The organism is Vibrio pomeroyi, assembly GCF_024347595.1.
Lineage (GTDB): Bacteria > Pseudomonadota > Gammaproteobacteria > Enterobacterales > Vibrionaceae > Vibrio > Vibrio pomeroyi.
In genome coordinates this window covers 31,613-49,114 of the sequence record NZ_AP025507.1, presented here as the reverse complement: position 1 = coordinate 49,114, position 17,502 = coordinate 31,613, and the positions used below count along the sequence as shown (strand labels likewise).

The window sequence follows — 17,502 nt, the reverse complement described above, 5'->3', positions numbered from 1 at the left end:
TGCTTACTGAAAATCGCATGAATTGGAAATAAAACTACAATATCCTGAGCGCCGTATTTTATTGTTGTGGACTCAAAGATGCTTTTATCTCTCCCACCCCCAGTGATGCTGTCACTCGCCATAGTGCTTGAAGTTGTCGCAACTTCTCTATTACCTAAAACGCAGCAATTTACTTCTTTACCGGCCACTATCGCAGTATTGGCGAGCTACGGCTGTGCCTTTTATCTGTTGTCTCTCACAGTGCAAACCATGTCTTTGGGTGTGGCGTATGCGATTTGGTGTGGGGCAGGGATAGTGCTGGTCGCAGCCCTATCTTGGCTGGTTTACGGGCAAAAGCTCGATATCTTCGCGATCATCGGCATCGCTTTGATTCTGGCTGGTGTGGTGATTATCAACCTGTTTTCGACGTCGGTGAGTCATTAGGGGAGCTAGTTGTGTTATGCGTGAGGGGGGCACTACTTTGTGACTCGTTATGTACGCAACACAGGAGTTTCAGCTACTGAACTTGTTAAGTTTAACCCTCAAGAATTTATTCCTAGTTAACTTCTCAATAGTCGATTCAGTCGATTCAGTTGATTCTCGACTGTTACATCCCTGCCCGTTTATTTGACAGATTGAATACTCTACACAATTTAGCGACGAGCCTTTCCCGACTAGAATTCACTCAAACGCAGTAAATATGCAACATATGCAACAATAAGCACTTCGATCGATTGACTTTCTTCTAACTTATTGATTTTATAAAAAGTAACAAAGAGAAGATCGCATTATCTTATTACTTGATATTTAAAGGTCGCTATAGCGACTTTGTTACTACTTGTCATAGATTTTGTGGAAATCACAAGTTACACACATAAATAATAATTATTACTTATATAACAGAGTCAGAGATGCGAATTTTAATTTTCTTAATAGTTTCTATTAGCTTGGCTGGGTGCACTCAAGATCGACATCAAGAAGATATTGAAGCAAAAAAAGCTGCATACTTTCAACAGGCAGAGCAAGGGGACGCTCATGGTCAATTTAATCTAGGCGTTATGTATGAAGACGGAAAAGGTGTATCTCAGGACGATACACAAGCAGTGTCTTGGTATAGAAAGGCCGCAGAGCAAGGGTACGCGAGAGCTCAAACCAATTTAGGACGGATGTACAAAAAAGGCAGAGGTGTTTCCCAAGATTATGAAGAGGCGGTGTCTTGGTATAGAAAGGCCGCAGAGCAGGGGTATGCAAGAGCTCAAACCAATTTAGGATGGATGTACTACGAAGGCCGAGGTGTTTCCCAAGATTATGAAGAATCAGTGTCTTGGTATAGAAAGGCCGCTGAGCAGGGGTACGCGAGAGCTCAAACTAACTTAGGATGGATGTATAAAGAAGGCCGAGGTATTTCTCAAGATGATAAAGAGGCGGTGTCTTGGTATAAAAAGGCAGCTGAGCAGGGGGAGGCGAGCGCTCAAAACAATTTAGGATGGATGTACGACGAAGGCCGAGGTGTCTCTCAAGATGATAAAGAGGCGGTGTCTTGGTATAGAAAGGCCGCTGAGCAGGGGTACGCTAGAGCTCAAAACAATTTAGGATGGATGTACGAAAATGGCCGAGGTGTCTCTCAAGATGACAAAGAGGCGGTGTCTTGGTATAGAAAGGCCGCTGAACAGGGGTATGTAAGAGCTCAAACTAACTTAGGATGGATGTACGAAAAAGGCATCGGTGTTTCCTTAGATAACAAAGAAGCGGTGTCTTGGTATAGAAAGGCCGCTGAGCAAGGACATGCGAGAGCTCAAAACAATCTAGGCGTTATGTACGAAGAAGGCCGAGGTGTTTCTCAGGACTATAAAGAAGCGGTGTCTTGGTATAGAAAGGCCGCTGAGCAGGGGAACGCGACAGCTCAAAACAATCTTGGCGTTATGTACGAAAAAGGCCGAGGTGTATCTCAAAATGACAAAGAGGCGGTGTCTTGGTATCGAAAGGCCGCTGAGCACGGTGATGCGAGCGCTCAAACTAACTTAGGGTGGATGTACGACGAAGGCAGAGGTGTTTCCCAAGATGATAAAGAGGCGGTGTCTTGGTATAGACAGGCCGCAGAGCAGGGGTATGCGAGAGCCCAAAACAATCTAGGCATTATGTACGACGAAGGCACAGGCGTTTCCCTAGATTATAAAGAGGCGGTATCTTGGTATCAAAAGGCGGCAGAGCAGGGGTATGCAATAGCTCAAACCAAGTTAGGATGGATGTACGTTGAGGGCACAGGTGTTTCTCAAGATGATAAAGAGGCGCTGTTGTGGTTTAGAAAGGCCGCTGAGCAAGGGCATGCGCTAGCTCAAAACAATCTAGGTGCTATGTACGCAGAAGGCCGAGGTGTTTCTCAAAATTATGAAGAAGCGGTGTATTGGTATAGAAAGGCCGCAGAGCGAGGACACGCGCTAGCTCAAAACAATCTAGGCACCATGTACGCAGAAGGCCGAGGTGTTTCTCAAAATTATGAAGAAGCGGTGTCTTGGTATAGAAAAGCCATTGAGCAGGGTGCTATGGATGCTCAATATAATCTTGGATTGTCTTACGAACGAGGTGTGGGTGTAATTCAAGACTATGAAGAAGCGGTGTTGTGGTTTAGAAAGGCCGCTGAGCAAGGGCATGCGCTAGCTCAAAACAATCTAGGCAGCATGTACGTAGAAGGTCGAGGTATCTCTCAAAATTATGAAGAAGCAGTATCTTGGTATAGAAAAGCCACTGAGCAAGGACTTGCGCTAGCTCAAAACAATCTAGGCGTTATGCACGAAAAAGGCCTAGGTGTTTCTCAGGACTATAAAGAAGCGGTGTCTTGGTATAAAAAGGCCGTCGAGCAAGGACATGCGCTAGCTCAAAACAATCTAGGCGTTATGTACGGAGAAGGCCGAGGTGTTTCCCGAGATGATAAAGAAGCGGTGTTTTGGTATAAAAAGGCCGCTGATCAGGGGGTTGTAGATGCTCAACATAACCTTGGAATGTCTTACGAGCAAGGTGCGGGTGTTTCTCAAGACGATAAAGAAGCGGTGTATTGGTATGAAAAGGCTGCAGAGCAGGGGCATGCGAGATCTCAAAACCATTTAGGGTGGATGTACGATGAAGGCATCGGTGTTTCTCAAGACGATAAAGAGGCGGTGTCTTGGTACGGAAAGGCCGCTAAGCAAGGACTTGCGACAGCTCAAAACAATCTAGGCGTTATGTACGCAGAAGGTCGAGGTGTTTCTCAAGATGATAAAGAGGCGGTGTCTTGGTATAGAAAGGCCATGGAGCAGGGTGATGTAGATGCTCAAAACAATCTAGGTGTTATGTACGCAAAGGGCACCGGTGTTTCTCGAGATGAAAAAAAAGCGGTGTCTTTGTACACGAAGGCAGCTGAGCAAGGACTTGCGACAGCTCAATACAATCTTGGAGTAATGTACGCAGAAGGTAAAGGTGTGACTAAAAACGATAAAATATCTTACATGTGGTTAAAATTAGCTCAATATAATGGCAAGGAAGGGATGCAAAACGACTTCGATGTAATGACTAAAAGAATGACATTAACCGATGTCAATGAGGCGAAAAAAAGAGCTAAAATATGTTTGGAGTCTGATTACATTCGATGTAATTAAATACAAGCTTCATGCAACTCCGATAGTTGATTGAACTCAACCGCACCGAGATTTAGACATATGACAGGCTCCCGATAGGGAGCCGTTTTCACCCGCCAAAGTCAATACGAAGGGTGAATTTCTTCTGGATACACCGCTAAAGGCTTTTTATTCAATAATAGTGGTTTGAACGGAACCGTATTTAGTCGGCATCTAAACCAACCTTTTACTAGTGCGATTTTACGCATCGTGCTCGCTCTCCAATACTCACTTTTCCATACCTTTAGTTATCCACTAAGTACTAATTTAGAAAAGTCGCTATCACGTTTCTGTCCAATAATAAGCTGCGCTAACTTCCCTCACACCCCAACACCGCCACAAACGCATCCAAATATTGCTCTATAGTCAAATCTGTAGAAACAGGCGGTAGCTCTACGGTAATACACGGTAGGTTTCTTTCTTGGCACCACGTGCCAAACGAGCCTGGGGTTTCGTAGTCGACGTCTTCAACGAGTGGCAGTTTGAACTGTTTGCCTAGCCAAGTGGCGAGTTCCGATTGGGTTGGGTCATCGACCATGGCGAGTGGTTCGTGGAAAGAGATGACGAACTTGGGCTTGCGCTGTTCGATAAGGTCAATGAGCGACTGCACTTCCGGTTCAAGTTGATTTGCTTGGCCGGTTTTCACTTTTACATCTCTGACTGGTGTGTGAGAACTCCAGCGATAGACGGTGCCGTTTGCTGTCCAGTTTTGAGTTGGAAAAGAGCGGTTCAAATCGACTTGGTTAGCGTTAGCGCGAGTGCCTAGTTGATTGCCATCTGGGTTCATCGACAGAATCACATCGTGTCGTAAGTTGGCGGCTGGCAAGCTTCTTAGCGCGCACGACAAACCTGCGATAGATGCAGTTTCATCACCGTGTGTGCCTGCTATGATTAGACCTCGAGATTCGCTTTCTACTTGCGCGGGGAAATAGAGCAAGGGTGCGCCCAATACCGACTTTCCATATGGCAGCGGCTTTATTGAAAATGCAGCTCTTTCCGTTCTTGGAATTAAACTCACCTTTATCTCCTGATTGATCAAGTACTATCAAGTATTAACGATTACACAAACCTACTTAAATAAACTAAAGCGTTAAAACTCGTCAACAGTCGCATTGTTAATTTTATTACTTGCTTCAAAGATAGGCTAGGAGAGCAAAAACATATGGATTTTAAGAAACATTCAACGGCTTTACTCATTTCATCTCTATTGACCCCTTTTATCTCAGTAACTGCCGTTGCTGACACATTGCCTGCGGGAACTTCTCTGGCGAAAGAGCAACACTTAGTGCGCGCGAATGATGCAGAGGCTGCGACACTCGATCCTGCGAAAGCAGAAGGTTTGCCGGAAATGCACATTCTACGTGACTTGTTTGAAGGTTTAGTGATTCAAGATCGCGATGGCAATATCACCCCCGGTGTAGCGGAATCTTGGGAAACCGAAGACAACCAGACCTTTGTATTCCACCTGCGTAAAGACGCGCAATGGTCGAATGGCGATCTGGTGACGGCCGATGATTTCGTGTATGCGATAAGACGAGCGGTAGACCCTAAAACGGCATCGCCGAATGTTTGGTATCTCAAGCTTACTCAAATCAACAACATTGCTGACGTAGCCGAAGGCAAAAAGCCCGTTGAAGAGTTAGGTATCTCTGCAGTCGACAAACACACAGTGAAGTTCGAACTCGATAGTAAAGTGCCTTACTTTGTAGCGATGACAGGTCACACATCCATGATGCCAGTGCACAAAGCAGCCCTAGAAAGTAGCGACAAGCCGTGGAGCGATCCTAAGCAATTTGTCGGTAATGGTGCATTCGTACTAGACGAGTGGGTGGTGAACGAGCGCATCGAACTTAAGAAGAATCCAAAATACTGGGACAGTTCAGATACGCACCTAACCGAAGTGACATATATTCCGTTTGAGAACCAGAATGCCTCGATTAACCGCTATGCAGTGGGCGAGGTCGATATCACTTCAGATGTGCCGACACACATGGCGCAGCAGCTTAAATCCAAATACCAAGATGCGTTTACCGCGGTGCCTTTGCTGTGTACTTACTACTACGCGTTCAATACAACACGACCACCATTCGATGACGCACGAGTCCGTAAGGCTGTCTCTTATTCCATGATGCGTGACGTTATCACCAATGGTGTTACTCAGGTAGGCAACTTACCAGCTTATACCTTTGCTCATGAGTACACGGCTGGTTTTGATGCGACACAACCTGAATACAGCACGTGGACTCAGAAAGAACGTGATCAAAAAGCAAAAGAGCTACTGAAAGAAGCGGGCTACGATGCGTCTAATCCGTTGGACTTCAAACTGCTTTACAACACCAGTGAGTCGAACAAGTCCATAGCAGTGGCGATTGCATCAATGCTGAAAGGCAACTTAGGCGCACAAGTTGAGCTGGAAAACCAAGAGTGGAAGTCTTACTTGGTTTCACGTCGCCAAGGTGATTTCGACGTAATGCGTGCTTCTTGGTGTGGTGATTACAACGAAGCATCAACCTTCTTGAGCCTGTTGCGTTCTGGCTCTTCGGGTAACTTTGCTCGCTACAGCAATGACAAGTACGACGCTGCAATGGATAGCGCACTAGCCGCAACCAGCGAGCAAGATCGCCAAGGTTTCTATGACCAAGCAGAGCAGTTACTGGCAGAAGACATGCCTATCGCACCAATTTACTACTACATGCAGGCTCGCTTAGTGCGGCCAAGTGTTGGTGGTTTTGCGAAGAACAACGTTGAAGGGCGTATCTACTCTAAGGATCTCTACATCAAAGAGTAATTGCGTTTGATTCACGCAGCGACACACCGCTAAAAACATGAAATAGAGAAAAGGGACGTTGATCATAAATATCTGATCAACGTCCCTTCGTCATTAATCTGTAACGGTAAGCGCAAAAAACTGAAACCTGATTGAAGTATTTTTCACTTTTATTTCAATCAGGTGAAGCCATGTTACCCCCTCTACGTGCCCTTGTTGCGTTCGAAGCTGTTGCCCGCCTCGGTTCTATTGGCGCTGCCGCGCGAGAGCTTTGTGTTACGCAAGCTGCAGTGAGTCAGCAGCTTAAAAGTTTAGAAACCTTTCTCGACACCACACTGTTTGAACGCAGCTCCAAAGGCGTAAAGCTGACGTCGGCTGCCCAGCATTATCAACCGATTGTTGCGGGCTCATTGGCCCATCTGAAATTACAGACTCAAATCCTGTTCGGGGAAAAAGAAACCGACGTATTGAGCCTGCGCGTTAATCACACCTTTTGCCATAACTGGCTGTTACCTCGCCTGCCATCTTTTTATCAAAAATACCCTTTTATCAGGCTCGATATTCAGCTGGTGGACTGGCCATCAACCAACCCTTGTCAGAATGTCGATATCGAACTGACCAACGGCAAAGTTGAAAGTGAAGACACCCATAGTGAGCGACTGTTTCAAGAGCATTGGCAGTTGGTGTGTAGCCCAGACTTTAAAAACCAATATCAAGACGCCTTGGTTGAGCATGATTTTTCTGCTCTGCCGACCGTGCAAGTAAAAGGTTACCGAGAGAACTGGCTGCAATGGCTGAGTCACAACCAATTCGAGATGACTTTACCAAAGGTGCTACTTGAAGTGAGTAACTCTCTGCACGCTTTAGAGGCGGTCAAACATGGCATTGGCGTGTTGTTGGTGCGTTCGCTTGCGGTGTCTGAGTTGTTAGAGAAAAACGATCTTGTTTTGGCGACGGAATCCTCTATGCCTGCTGAATCTGCCCATTATTTGATTACCAAACACCGACGTAGTGCCAAAGTGAACTTCTTCTGTGATTGGCTTTATCACCAGATGGAAGACGGTGAACTGGAAGAAAGATTTTCTAATGGATAGCCATAAAAAAAATGAAGGGCGCTCTTACTAACCTGTCACACAAACCCCTTAATTTAACCGCATACAAATAAGGACGAGGTCACCATGAGTGCTTTCTCAGAACCAATGAAAAACCGCTTAAAGGTACTGCTATTTACTGCACCGTTGTTGGTGCCACTGTTTACTTTTTGGCTCGTACCATTTGGTTATTCGATTTACATCAGCTTCACCGATTGGGATTACATCTCGCCAGATTACTCGTTCATCGGCCTAGAAAACTACGAGTACATGGTTGAGGACTACGAGTTCATCCAAGCGATGCTCAACACGTTTTGGTTCTCTGTGGGTGTGGTGATTCCAACCATCATTCTTGGCCTTGTGTTTGCCATGTTGCTGCACAAAAACTTCAAAGGCAGCCAATTTTATCGTGCGGTGATCTTCTCGCCTTGGATCACGCCAACGGTTGCGGTGTCGATTGTGTGGTCTTGGGTATTCGAGACCAAATCAGGCTTGGCAAACCACTTATTGGAGTCGGCAGGGTTTAGCGCGATTCCATGGTTAGAGAACGGAAACACAGCCTTGATTGCGGTGATTATCGTGACGGTGTGGCAGGCGATTGGTTGGACGATGTTGTTTTACATTAGTGCGCTTAACAAGATTCCAGAGTCACTGTATGAGGCTTCTTTGATTGATGGCTGCAGCAGTTTAACGCGCTTTTTGAAGATAACGCTGCCACTGATTTCCCCAACCACATTCTTCTTAGTGGTGGTCAATATTATCACGGCAATGCAGGCGTTCGATCAGTTCCAGATCCTAACGCAAGGCGGGCCGGGTGGTGAGACACGTACCTTGCTGTACTTGTTCTACCAACAGGCGTTTGAACGTTACGAAATGGGACCCGCGGCCGCGACATCGTTAGTGATATTCCTGATTACTGGATTGTTGGCACTTATTAATACCTACATCGGCAAGCGCTGGGTGTACTACTAGTCGATTTTTGAAAGGACAGAATTATGACCACGCAAGTATTGGATGCCAATCAAGTATTAAATCAGAGCACAGCGAAAACCAAAGTTAGAGCCCAAACCAAAGCGACCAAATTAGAGGTTGTATCAAAGAAAGCTTCAGTGGATCGCCGCTCGTTCCTCGCACTGGCTAAACACCTGTTCTTAGCAACCTGCGGAACCATTATGGTGTTTCCGTTTTTATGGATGCTGTCTGGTTCGCTGAAAAGCAACGATGAGATCTTTGCCAATCCGCTGGACTTGATTCCAGCGCAATTTCGCTGGGAAACCTTTGTCGAAACCTTTCACAGCGCGCCGTTTGGCTTGTACATCTTCAACAGCTTTAGTGTGGCTTTGTTCACCACCTTGTTGGTGATTGTGAATTCGGCGATGTTTGCATATGCGCTGACTCAGCTGAGGTTTCGTTCGAAGACGGTGCTCTATTTCGTCGTGATGGGGTGTTACATGCTGCCGGGCGCAGTGACTTACATTCCGTCTTACATCACCTTGGCGAAACTGGGTTTGTTGGATTCACATATGGGCTTAGTGGCGTCGAATGCGGCGTCGGTTTTCGGCGTGTTTTATCTGCGCCAAGTGTTTATCAAGGTGCATCCGTCGCTGATTGAAGCGGCACGAATTGATGGTGCAGGTGAGCTCAAAATCTTATGGGCAATCATCTTACCGCAATGCCGAGCAGCAGTCGCAACACTGTTCCTCATCACTTTTATTACCAATTACAACAGCTACATGTGGCCGAGCCTAGTGATAACGACTCAGGATTTAAATCTGATCGCTACTGGTATTCGTCACTACTTTATTGCCGAAGGTAACTATGGGTTGAACTGGTCGCAAATCATGGCGGCGAGCACCATTGCAGTATTGCCTTTGTTAATTCTATTCGTCATTTGTCAAAAGACGATTCTTTCAGGTATCGCCGATAACGGCGTAAAAGAGTAAACGGAAATGAAATTAAAAACTCTCGCACTAGTGTGTGCTGGCGCAGCAAGCGCGTCTATGTTCTCTAGCAGTGTTCTTGCCGCAACCGAAGTTAACTTTTGGTATTCCGGTGGTACTAAGCCACAGCAAATGATGACTAAGCTCATCGAAGAGTTCAACGCAAGCCAAGATGAGTATGTGGTGAAGCCAGCATTGCAAGGTAACTACACAGAAACCTACCAGAAGCTGCAAGCTGGCCTAGCGTCTAGAACTGCACCTGAACTTGTGCTGCTAGATTCAGGGCGTGCAGAAGCGATGCATGGGCGTGGTTTAAGCCGTGACCTAACGCCGTTCATGGATGAAGAGTTTAACTTCTCTGATTTCATTGGCGCGTTTAAAGACCAAGTGACAGCAGACGATGGCACCATCATCGGCCTACCTGCTTATGGTACAACTCAAGTGTTCTACTACAACAAGCAGGTGTTGGCAGATAACGGCTTTACAGAGCAAGACCTAAACACATGGCAAGGCGTGGCTAAGGTCGCAGAGAAAGTCACACAGCGTGACGACAAAGGTAACGTGACCTTCTATGGGTGGGAGCCGATGTGGGGTCAAGACAACATGATTGACGCGGCTTTCTCTAACGGCGCACAGATCATCAGTGAAGATGGCAAAACAGTGCTAATCGACTCGGCTGAATGGGTTGAGGTATGGGACAGCTTCCGTAAGTGGATCCACGATGACCAAATCATGCGTATTCACTACGGTGGTCAAGGCTGGGAATACTGGTACAAAACCATTGACGACGTGATGAAAGACAACGCGCTTGGTTACACCGGTTCATCAGGTGACCAAGGGGATTTGGACTTCACTAAGCTTTCGGCAACCACACAACCAGGTTGGGGCTCAAACCCTTCTGCACCACAAGCGGGTGCGCTAGTTTACGTTATGCCAAAAGGCACAGATGACGCAGCGGCGAAAGGTGCATTTGAGTTTGTTGAGTTCTACACCAACGCGAAAAACACCGCGGCATGGTCAATGTTTACGGGTTACATCCCAGTGCGTAACAGTGTTTCTGAAGTACCAGAATACCAAGCGTTCACTAAAGATAATCCGCAAGCTCTGATCCCGCTGAAGCAAGCGAACACGGCAACCAAAGATTTCCTAGACCCTACTAACGGTAAGATCATGGATGCTCTTAAAGTGGCAGCGGATCAGATTCAAATCCAAAACGTGCCTGCTGACAAAGCGCTAAAGCAAGCGGCTAAGAAAGCACAACGTGCACTAGACCGAGCGAATCGTTCTTAATCTGTAAAGTGGTTAGCTCATGGTTATTAGTAACGAAGAGCGATTAACTAACAAAGGCCCATCTATTCGGGTGGGCCTCTTTTTGACCCAGTCCTTCAATTAGGACGAATTTGGTGAAGACAATGACCCAATTTCAAGGTGAGCTGCCGTTTGGCAGAGTACGTATCCCCTTTGATGTGCCAGCAGGTTCTCACTGCGTAACGATTACCGGCACAACGGTGAAAAAAGGGTTTTTATACGCGGCGGCGTATGATGCCAACCAAGCATTTCGTGGCAAAGTGCTGTTTGAAAAGGCGCACAAGTCACTCACTATCCAACCGCAAAATTCTGGCCTAGGCGCGATTGATGGAGCGATTCCATCGGGCGAGTGGTTCTTAGAGCTTTATAACCTTGAAGGCGAGTTTCGCACCGAGCGTGCGATGCAGTATCAAGTCGATGTGTTTTGCTCTGATGAGCCAAACACTGATGGAGTTGAGAGCGGGCTAGAACTAAACCCAACAGTGACAAGCGAGCACGATATCGAGTTTGATTACAGCCACATGCTGAGTTCTGATTCTCGCTGGTATCGTGGCGATTTACACGCCCACACTCAGCTTTCTGATGGTCACAATACCTTGGCAGCGGCTAAAGGGATTGTCGAATCACAAGAGCTCGATTTCTTCTTCTTCACTGAGCACAACATCTGCCAACCTAAGTTGCCTGTTTCTGACCAGTGTTTGTTTCTACCTGCGCTAGAAGTCACGACCGATCTCGGGCACTTCAATGTGCATGGTCCGGTTAAGTCTTTGGACCTTAGAGACGTTGAACACAGCAGCCAAGGCACCATGGAAGCGGGATTGGGTTTAGCCAAAAGTGGACACAGTTCCCTTGGCATTAATCATCCTATGATGAAGCCGTGGCACTGGCATTACGATCAAGTGGATCTCAGCCAAGTGTCTACGTTTGAAGTGTGTTGTGATCCAACTTGGTCGACCTCACCGAAAGCGACCGAAGAGGCGTTATTGGTTCTCAATGAAATGTGGAATTGTGGCCAGCGTATTACCGCGATTGGCGGCAGTGATTCACACCTTGAGCCCCATGAACGCAATCCTAAATCGGATGAGCCCTCTATCTACGGTGACCCATCCACTTTCGTATACAGCCACGGCTTGAGTGGCGAAGGCATCTTGTCTGGTTTGCGTAATGGGCAAGTTTACCTAGAGCGACGTTGCGGCTTGAAATTTGATATCAACTTGGGCGACTTGCTACCGGGTAACGATTCTCAAGGGCAGGCACTCACTTATCGTATCGCTGTCACTGATTCAGAAAACCCTTACTACGCTGAGTGCGTGGTGGATGGCGATATTGTTGAACGAATCGCTCTGAATGATGAGCTGCAAAGTCTCCATATTGATGAGGGCTACCGTTGGTGCCGAGTGGATATTCGTCGCGGAGAGCTTTCTTCAGCACTAATCAACAGCCCTCAACCCGTATCTGACGAACGTGAGTTTGAAGGTTGCATCAACGCCGTATTCGACGGCAAACAACCAGAATTTAACCAACCCCTAGTGCGTACTTGGGGAGAACTAATGGAGCGAATGAGCCGTGATGAAGTTTAAGGCGATGTTATTTGATAAAGACGGCACATTGTTAGAGTTCCACAAGATGTGGCTTAACGTTTCTCGTGGTGCTTGTGAGCGTGTTAAATCTTACAGTGACCAACACCAAGGTAATCAAACTGTCACATCTGCTGAGTTACTCTTGGCCATTGGCGTGGAAGGTGATGTGGTTGATAACTATGGACTATTAGCCTCAAACCCCGTGGAAGATACCGCGACAGCGTGGTTCAACATGCTGCAACCTAATGTGTCACTCACTGAGTTCACTAAGGTGACCAAAGCGGCTTTCAATGACGAAGTGGAAGAGAACCCAAGCTGGATTGAAGCGCTGCCGGGTGTGACTGAAAAGCTCGGTCTGTTTAAGCAGCAAGGCATGATTTTAGGCATCGCGACCGCAGACACCAAAGACTCAACGATCTACACACTAGAGCAATCGGGCTTGAGCGAGATGTTTGATTATGTTGGTTATTCCGATGGTGATATCGAACCTAAGCCAGCACCAGCACTACTCAATGCCTTCTGTGAGCAATGCGGTATTGAGCCACATGAAGTGATCATGTTTGGTGACACGGTTTCGGATATGGAATTTGGCCGTAACGCAGGAGCAAGCAATGTTGGCGTTCTAACGGGCACGGCTCAACACAGCGAGTTAGAGCCAGTGGCGGATCTGGTTATTGCATCGGTTGCCCACTTTGAGCTCAATCAACTGCAAGAACGTGGCTAAAACGTTTCACGACAGATTGAAAGATAGTATTTAACGAATTGATTTAAGGACAGGTTATGGCTGAAGTCACACTGAGAGGGGTAGAGAAAACTTACCCAAATGGTTTTAAGGCCGTGCACGGTGTCGATCTGAATATTCGCGAAGGTGAGTTTATGGTGTTTGTTGGGCCGTCTGGCTGCGCAAAATCTACGACACTTCGTATGATCGCAGGCCTTGAAGATATCTCAGAAGGCGATGTCTACATTGGCGATAAGCGTGTGAATGAGCTGCCACCTAAAGATCGTGGCATCTCTATGGTGTTTCAGAACTACGCACTTTACCCGCATATGTCGGTATACGACAACATGGCTTTTGGTCTTAAGCAGCAGAAGCTGCCAAAGCGCGAAATCACTGAACGTATCGAAGAAGCTGCCAAGACACTAGACATTGAGCACTTGTTAGATAACAAGCCAGGTGAAATGTCGGGCGGTCAAAGGCAGCGTGTGGCGCTTGGTCGTGCGATGGTTCGTAAACCAGATGTGTTCTTGTTTGATGAGCCTTTGTCTAACTTGGATGCGAAGCTGCGAGTTTCAACGCGAGTCAGCATTGCGCAGCTGCACAACAATCTTAAGCAAGAAGGGCAGAACGCCACCATGATCTACGTGACACACGATCAGGTGGAAGCCATGACCCTTGGTGACCGTATCTGTGTGTTGAATCAAGGTGAGATCATGCAGGTCGATACGCCAATGAACCTTTATCAATACCCAGCAAACAAGTTTGTCGCGGGCTTTATTGGTTCGCCAGCGATGAATCTTCTCAAGGTAAGGTTGGATGAGATTGATGGCGTGATGAACGTGGTCTCTGAAAGTGGCACTCGTTGGACACTGCCACAAGATAAGCAGACTATTGCTCGTGATAAGTCGGGCGAGTGGGTATGGTTTGGTGTTCGCCCAGAACACATTCAACTGGCTAATCACGATGCGCCTTTATCTGAGGTAAATACTCAAACGCACAGGCTGGATGTGGTCGAGTCGATGGGGAATGAGCTGTATCTCTACTTTAAACTGGGTGCTGATAAGCTGGTGGCGCGCGTGCCTTTCGATGCCGATCGCACGGCAAACAGTGGTGAAGAGACGGTGCTGCATTTCAATACCTCACAGTGCCAACTGTTCGACCTAGAGACAGAAGAAGCATTGACTGAATAAGTCGATGTGTCGAAGAGTCAAAATAAAGAAATCCCCGCTCAGATGAGTGGGGATTTTTCTTAGGGGGAGTATCAACAGGAGCTCGGTTTTGTGCTCGAGGCTTTTTTGTTGGAGATAGCTAAACACTCTTGAGGGTTAGAACCATTTAATGGCTCGGAATCGCAATCCTTTTTTCTAGCCAACGAACCGCTTGCGATACGACCAAAATAAGAACAAGGTACTCCAAAACCAGAAACGTATAGATCTCTAAAGGTAAATATTCGTTCACCACCAGCTCATTTGCTCGCCTTGTTAAATCACTCAAACCAATCACACTCACTAGCGAGCTCATCTTGAGGATATAAATAAACTGATTGCCCAAGGGCGGCAGTATCTGACGGAATGCCTGCGGTAGGATAACCAATCGCATTTTTTGCCAATAGGTCAATCCCAAGGATTCGGCCGCTTCATGTTGGCCACGATTAATCGCTTGAATCCCCCCACGGAACACTTCTGCCATAAAGGCGCTCTCGGCAATGGTCAATGCGATTACCCCTGCCCAGAAGTGGTTCAAAGAGACATCGAGTAATGTCGGCATTCCGTAATACACCCACAATAGCAATACCAATACAGGGATAGAACGCATCACCTCTACGTAAAGTCGATTAATCCCCCTGAGTATTGGAGAACTAGAAAGCGCTGGAAAGGCGACCAATAGACCCAGAGCCATAGCAAAAAACATGCTTAGCAACGAAACCTGAATAGTCTCGCTAAAACCAGCCATCAAAAACTGAATGTTAGTTCGCCCCTGCTCCGTCGACGGGTCGAGTACATACCATCCCCATTGGTAATCTGAACATCCTGTCAGAAACAGCAGAGAAACTAGCGATAAGTGACGATAGTTCACATTTACTCCCAAAAACTCCATTTGTTATTGCCATGTTAACAACCAAATCTGTTTAATGGTTAATAATTAAGAAGAATATCTACATTCATCACTTAGAAATCAGCATTCTTTGAAGGAATAAAAAATGAAGAAAAGCTTAATTGCATTAGGAATGTGCTTACTTGCTTTTACACAAATTGCACATGCACAAAGTCGTTTGCAGGAGATACTCGATGCCGGAGTTCTTCGCGTTGGTACAACTGGGGATTGGAACCCAATGACAATGAAGGATCCAGCGACCAATAGCTACCGCGGCTTTGATATCGATGTCACGACTGAGTTGGCTAAGGACCTAGGCGTTAAAGTGGAATACGTCGCAACAGACTGGAAAACCTTGGTGAATGGCATCACAGCCAACAAATACGACGTGACTGGCAGCGCATCGCTCAACATGTCTCGAGCAAAAGTCGCTGGGTACAGCCAACCCTATTTCTATCTGGCTTTCGTCCCTGTTGTGCAAAAGAAAGACATAGAGAAGTTCTCTGATTGGAGTGACTTTGACAAAGCAGAAATCAAAGTTGCCGCCACGCTCGGCACAGTACAAGAAAAAATGGTGAAGGACTTTTTCCCATCGGCACAACACATCGTGATTGAAGCGCCAGCACGGGATTTCCAAGAGCTTTTAGCTCGCCGCGCCGATGTCTCCGTGACTTCAAACGTAGAGGCTGCAACCTTAGTCGAGAAGTTTAAACAACTCGCGATAGTTCCGGTGAAAGAGCCACGTAAACCAACTCCAATTGCGATGTTACTACCACAAGATGATCAGGTTTGGATTAACTACATTAACCACTGGGTTGAATTGAAAAAGACGCAAGGTTTCTTCAAGCAAACCGCTGAGAAGTGGGGACTGAAGAGCATGTAACGAGCTCATAGAGCCCTTAGGGGGTCGGGCTCTAGAGTTAGGAGCTAACTTGACGTTGGGTTATGCGACGACCAGTGTTGCGGCTTTCTTCATCGCTTCTTTGGTTGAACACTCAATCACGTTTGCGTTTGCAAAGCGGTGAGCGTCTTTCACTTGAATATCGTGAGCCAAGATAACCAGCTTCGCGTTCGCCACATCTAGGTCGGTGATGCGGTTTTGAATGCCGTTTTGACCTTGTGTTTCTACCTTAATTTTAAGGCCTGCCGCTAAGCCTGCTTTTTCCAGTGCTTTCGCTGCCATGAAGGTGTGCGCAACACCAGAAGGGCAACATGTTACTGCTACGATGTCGTACTCGCCTTCGCCTGCTAAAGGAGCCGTTTGAGCTTGAACTGGCGCCGCTTCAACCATGTCTTCTTCTGTTTCTACTGCGACTGGTTTCCAGAAGCCAACGATAACCGCTGTGGTTAGCGAGCCAAGTGCAATTCCCACTACGTACATTGGAATGTTGCTTGATACTGGCGCAGTGATTAGGCCGCCCCAAGGTGCGTGCAATAGAACGTCTGTCATGAAGCCAAACACACAACCCACGATACCACCAGCAACGATTGAAGGAAGTACGCGCATTGGGTCGTTCGCTGCGAACGGGATAGCACCTTCAGAGATACCGATAGAACCCATGATTGCCGCTGCTTTACCTGCTTCTTGTTCTTGTTTAGAGAACTTGTTTTTGAAGAGGAAAGTTGCCAATGCCATGCCTAGAGGTGGTGTACAAATCGCGATGCCTACGCCACCCATTAGCCACGGTTGTGTGTCTACTTGAGTTTGAGCGAATAGGGTTGCCACTTTGTTGATCGGACCGCCCATATCAAATGCCGTCATACCACCAAGGATTGTGCCCAGAACCATCTTAGATGCGCCAGCCATTGAAGCTAGGAACTCGTTCATTGAAGACATGAACAGTTTGATTGGTTCACCGATGCCCCACAGTACGATACCTGCAGAGATTAATGTGCCTAGAAGCGGGTAGATGAAGTAAGCACCTAGTGCTGTCATGTTGGTAGACAGTGGGATCTTCTTAAGTTGAAGCACCACGCCACCTGCGATGAAGCCAGCCACGATACAGCCAAGGAAGCCGCCACCCATGTCTGCCATGATGCCTGAAGAGATCATTGCTGGTGCTAGTGCTGGTTTATCCGCAATTGAGTAACCAATAAAGCCGCCAAGAATGATTGGGAAAAGAACAAGGCCCTTGATACCGATGTTAGAGATGTCTGCCAGCAAGCCATCTGCTGGAACCGCACCTTTACCCGATGCCATGACTGCTAGAGCCAACAGAACACCACCGGCTACAATGAAAGGTAGCATGTGTGATGTACCAAAAAGCAGGTGACCTTTCATGGTACTAAGGAGTTTTTTATAGTCGCTACTACTATTCTTATTATTCGAATTGCTACTGGTATTCGTAGCTTGATTTGCTAGGGTACTCATA

General features: G+C 46.9%; 14 protein-coding genes. 11 read left to right on the top strand and 3 right to left on the bottom strand.

What is annotated here, in order from left to right:
- Positions 1 to 78: 78 nt before the first annotated feature.
- Positions 79 to 423, top strand: coding sequence for a DMT family transporter (locus OCV12_RS16450; protein WP_261886560.1), 345 nt, complete (start codon positions 79 to 81; stop codon positions 421 to 423).
- A gap of 467 nt (positions 424 to 890) precedes the next feature.
- Complete coding sequence (locus OCV12_RS24930; protein ID WP_315972803.1) at positions 891 to 3,611, top strand: tetratricopeptide repeat protein; 2,721 nt, start codon at positions 891 to 893, stop codon at positions 3,609 to 3,611.
- A gap of 328 nt (positions 3,612 to 3,939) precedes the next feature.
- Here the strand turns inward: OCV12_RS24930 and mpaA are convergent, their stop codons facing one another.
- Positions 3,940 to 4,647 (bottom strand): murein tripeptide amidase MpaA, encoded by a 708-nt coding sequence (gene mpaA, locus OCV12_RS16420; RefSeq protein WP_261886559.1) that lies wholly within the window; start codon positions 4,645 to 4,647, stop codon positions 3,940 to 3,942.
- Between the two features lie 144 nt (positions 4,648 to 4,791).
- On the opposite strand from mpaA, the gene OCV12_RS16415 reads away from it, so the two are divergent.
- From OCV12_RS16415 to OCV12_RS16380, 8 genes are all read left to right on the top strand, one after another.
- Positions 4,792 to 6,417 carry an ABC transporter substrate-binding protein gene (locus OCV12_RS16415; RefSeq protein ID WP_261886558.1) on the top strand — a complete coding sequence of 542 codons (1,626 nt, stop codon included), beginning with the start codon at positions 4,792 to 4,794 and terminating at the stop codon, positions 6,415 to 6,417.
- A gap of 170 nt (positions 6,418 to 6,587) precedes the next feature.
- Positions 6,588 to 7,490: a LysR substrate-binding domain-containing protein gene (locus OCV12_RS16410; protein ID WP_261886557.1), complete on the top strand. Its 903-nt coding sequence runs from the start codon at positions 6,588 to 6,590 to the stop codon at positions 7,488 to 7,490.
- Between the two features lie 84 nt (positions 7,491 to 7,574).
- The gene (locus OCV12_RS16405; RefSeq protein WP_017064953.1) at positions 7,575 to 8,459 is read left to right on the top strand and encodes a carbohydrate ABC transporter permease; all 885 of its coding nucleotides are present in this window, start codon (positions 7,575 to 7,577) and stop codon (positions 8,457 to 8,459) included.
- A 23-nt stretch (positions 8,460 to 8,482) separates the two neighbouring features.
- Positions 8,483 to 9,430: a carbohydrate ABC transporter permease gene (locus OCV12_RS16400; RefSeq protein ID WP_261886556.1), complete on the top strand. Its 948-nt coding sequence runs from the start codon at positions 8,483 to 8,485 to the stop codon at positions 9,428 to 9,430.
- Between the two features lie 6 nt (positions 9,431 to 9,436).
- The gene (locus tag OCV12_RS16395) at positions 9,437 to 10,717 is read left to right on the top strand and encodes an extracellular solute-binding protein (protein WP_261886555.1); all 1,281 of its coding nucleotides are present in this window, start codon (positions 9,437 to 9,439) and stop codon (positions 10,715 to 10,717) included.
- Positions 10,718 to 10,839: 122 nt separating this feature from the next.
- The gene (locus OCV12_RS16390) at positions 10,840 to 12,315 is read left to right on the top strand and encodes a CehA/McbA family metallohydrolase (RefSeq protein ID WP_261886554.1); all 1,476 of its coding nucleotides are present in this window, start codon (positions 10,840 to 10,842) and stop codon (positions 12,313 to 12,315) included.
- A complete protein-coding gene (locus tag OCV12_RS16385) occupies positions 12,305 to 13,039 on the top strand; it encodes an HAD family hydrolase (RefSeq protein ID WP_261887133.1) in 735 nt (244 codons plus the stop codon). Before OCV12_RS16390 ends, OCV12_RS16385 begins: the two co-directional genes overlap by 11 nt.
- Before the next feature lie 56 nt (positions 13,040 to 13,095).
- On the top strand, positions 13,096 to 14,226 hold the full coding sequence (locus tag OCV12_RS16380; RefSeq protein ID WP_261886553.1) for an ABC transporter ATP-binding protein: 1,131 nt from the start codon (positions 13,096 to 13,098) through the stop codon (positions 14,224 to 14,226).
- A 145-nt stretch (positions 14,227 to 14,371) separates the two neighbouring features.
- On the opposite strand, the gene OCV12_RS16375 is transcribed toward OCV12_RS16380, so the two are convergent.
- Positions 14,372 to 15,112, bottom strand: coding sequence for an amino acid ABC transporter permease (locus OCV12_RS16375; RefSeq protein ID WP_239848883.1), 741 nt, complete (start codon positions 15,110 to 15,112; stop codon positions 14,372 to 14,374).
- 124 nt (positions 15,113 to 15,236) lie between these two features.
- Between OCV12_RS16375 and OCV12_RS16370 the strand changes: the two genes are divergently transcribed.
- The gene (locus tag OCV12_RS16370) at positions 15,237 to 16,013 is read left to right on the top strand and encodes a transporter substrate-binding domain-containing protein (RefSeq protein WP_050651339.1); all 777 of its coding nucleotides are present in this window, start codon (positions 15,237 to 15,239) and stop codon (positions 16,011 to 16,013) included.
- A gap of 60 nt (positions 16,014 to 16,073) precedes the next feature.
- Here the strand turns inward: OCV12_RS16370 and OCV12_RS16365 are convergent, their stop codons facing one another.
- Entirely contained in the window at positions 16,074 to 17,501 is a 1,428-nt protein-coding gene (locus OCV12_RS16365) for a fructose-specific PTS transporter subunit EIIC (protein ID WP_261886552.1), read from the bottom strand.
- Position 17,502 lies beyond the last annotated feature (1 nt).

Excerpts from the sequence above, each read along its gene's own strand:
- OCV12_RS16450 (WP_261886560.1), top strand. The coding sequence starts at position 79 with ATGCTTTTATCTCTCCCACCCCCAGTGATGCTGTCACTCGCCATAGTG.
- OCV12_RS24930 (WP_315972803.1), top strand. The coding sequence starts at position 891 with ATGCGAATTTTAATTTTCTTAATAGTTTCTATTAGCTTGGCTGGGTGC.
- OCV12_RS16415 (WP_261886558.1), top strand. The coding sequence starts at position 4,792 with ATGGATTTTAAGAAACATTCAACGGCTTTACTCATTTCATCTCTATTG.
- OCV12_RS16410 (WP_261886557.1), top strand. The coding sequence starts at position 6,588 with ATGTTACCCCCTCTACGTGCCCTTGTTGCGTTCGAAGCTGTTGCCCGC.
- OCV12_RS16405 (WP_017064953.1), top strand. The coding sequence starts at position 7,575 with ATGAGTGCTTTCTCAGAACCAATGAAAAACCGCTTAAAGGTACTGCTA.
- OCV12_RS16400 (WP_261886556.1), top strand. The coding sequence starts at position 8,483 with ATGACCACGCAAGTATTGGATGCCAATCAAGTATTAAATCAGAGCACA.
- OCV12_RS16395 (WP_261886555.1), top strand. The coding sequence starts at position 9,437 with ATGAAATTAAAAACTCTCGCACTAGTGTGTGCTGGCGCAGCAAGCGCG.
- OCV12_RS16390 (WP_261886554.1), top strand. The coding sequence starts at position 10,840 with ATGACCCAATTTCAAGGTGAGCTGCCGTTTGGCAGAGTACGTATCCCC.
- OCV12_RS16385 (WP_261887133.1), top strand. The coding sequence starts at position 12,305 with ATGAAGTTTAAGGCGATGTTATTTGATAAAGACGGCACATTGTTAGAG.
- OCV12_RS16380 (WP_261886553.1), top strand. The coding sequence starts at position 13,096 with ATGGCTGAAGTCACACTGAGAGGGGTAGAGAAAACTTACCCAAATGGT.
- OCV12_RS16370 (WP_050651339.1), top strand. The coding sequence starts at position 15,237 with ATGAAGAAAAGCTTAATTGCATTAGGAATGTGCTTACTTGCTTTTACA.
- OCV12_RS16365 (WP_261886552.1), bottom strand. The coding sequence starts at position 17,501 with ATGAGTACCCTAGCAAATCAAGCTACGAATACCAGTAGCAATTCGAAT.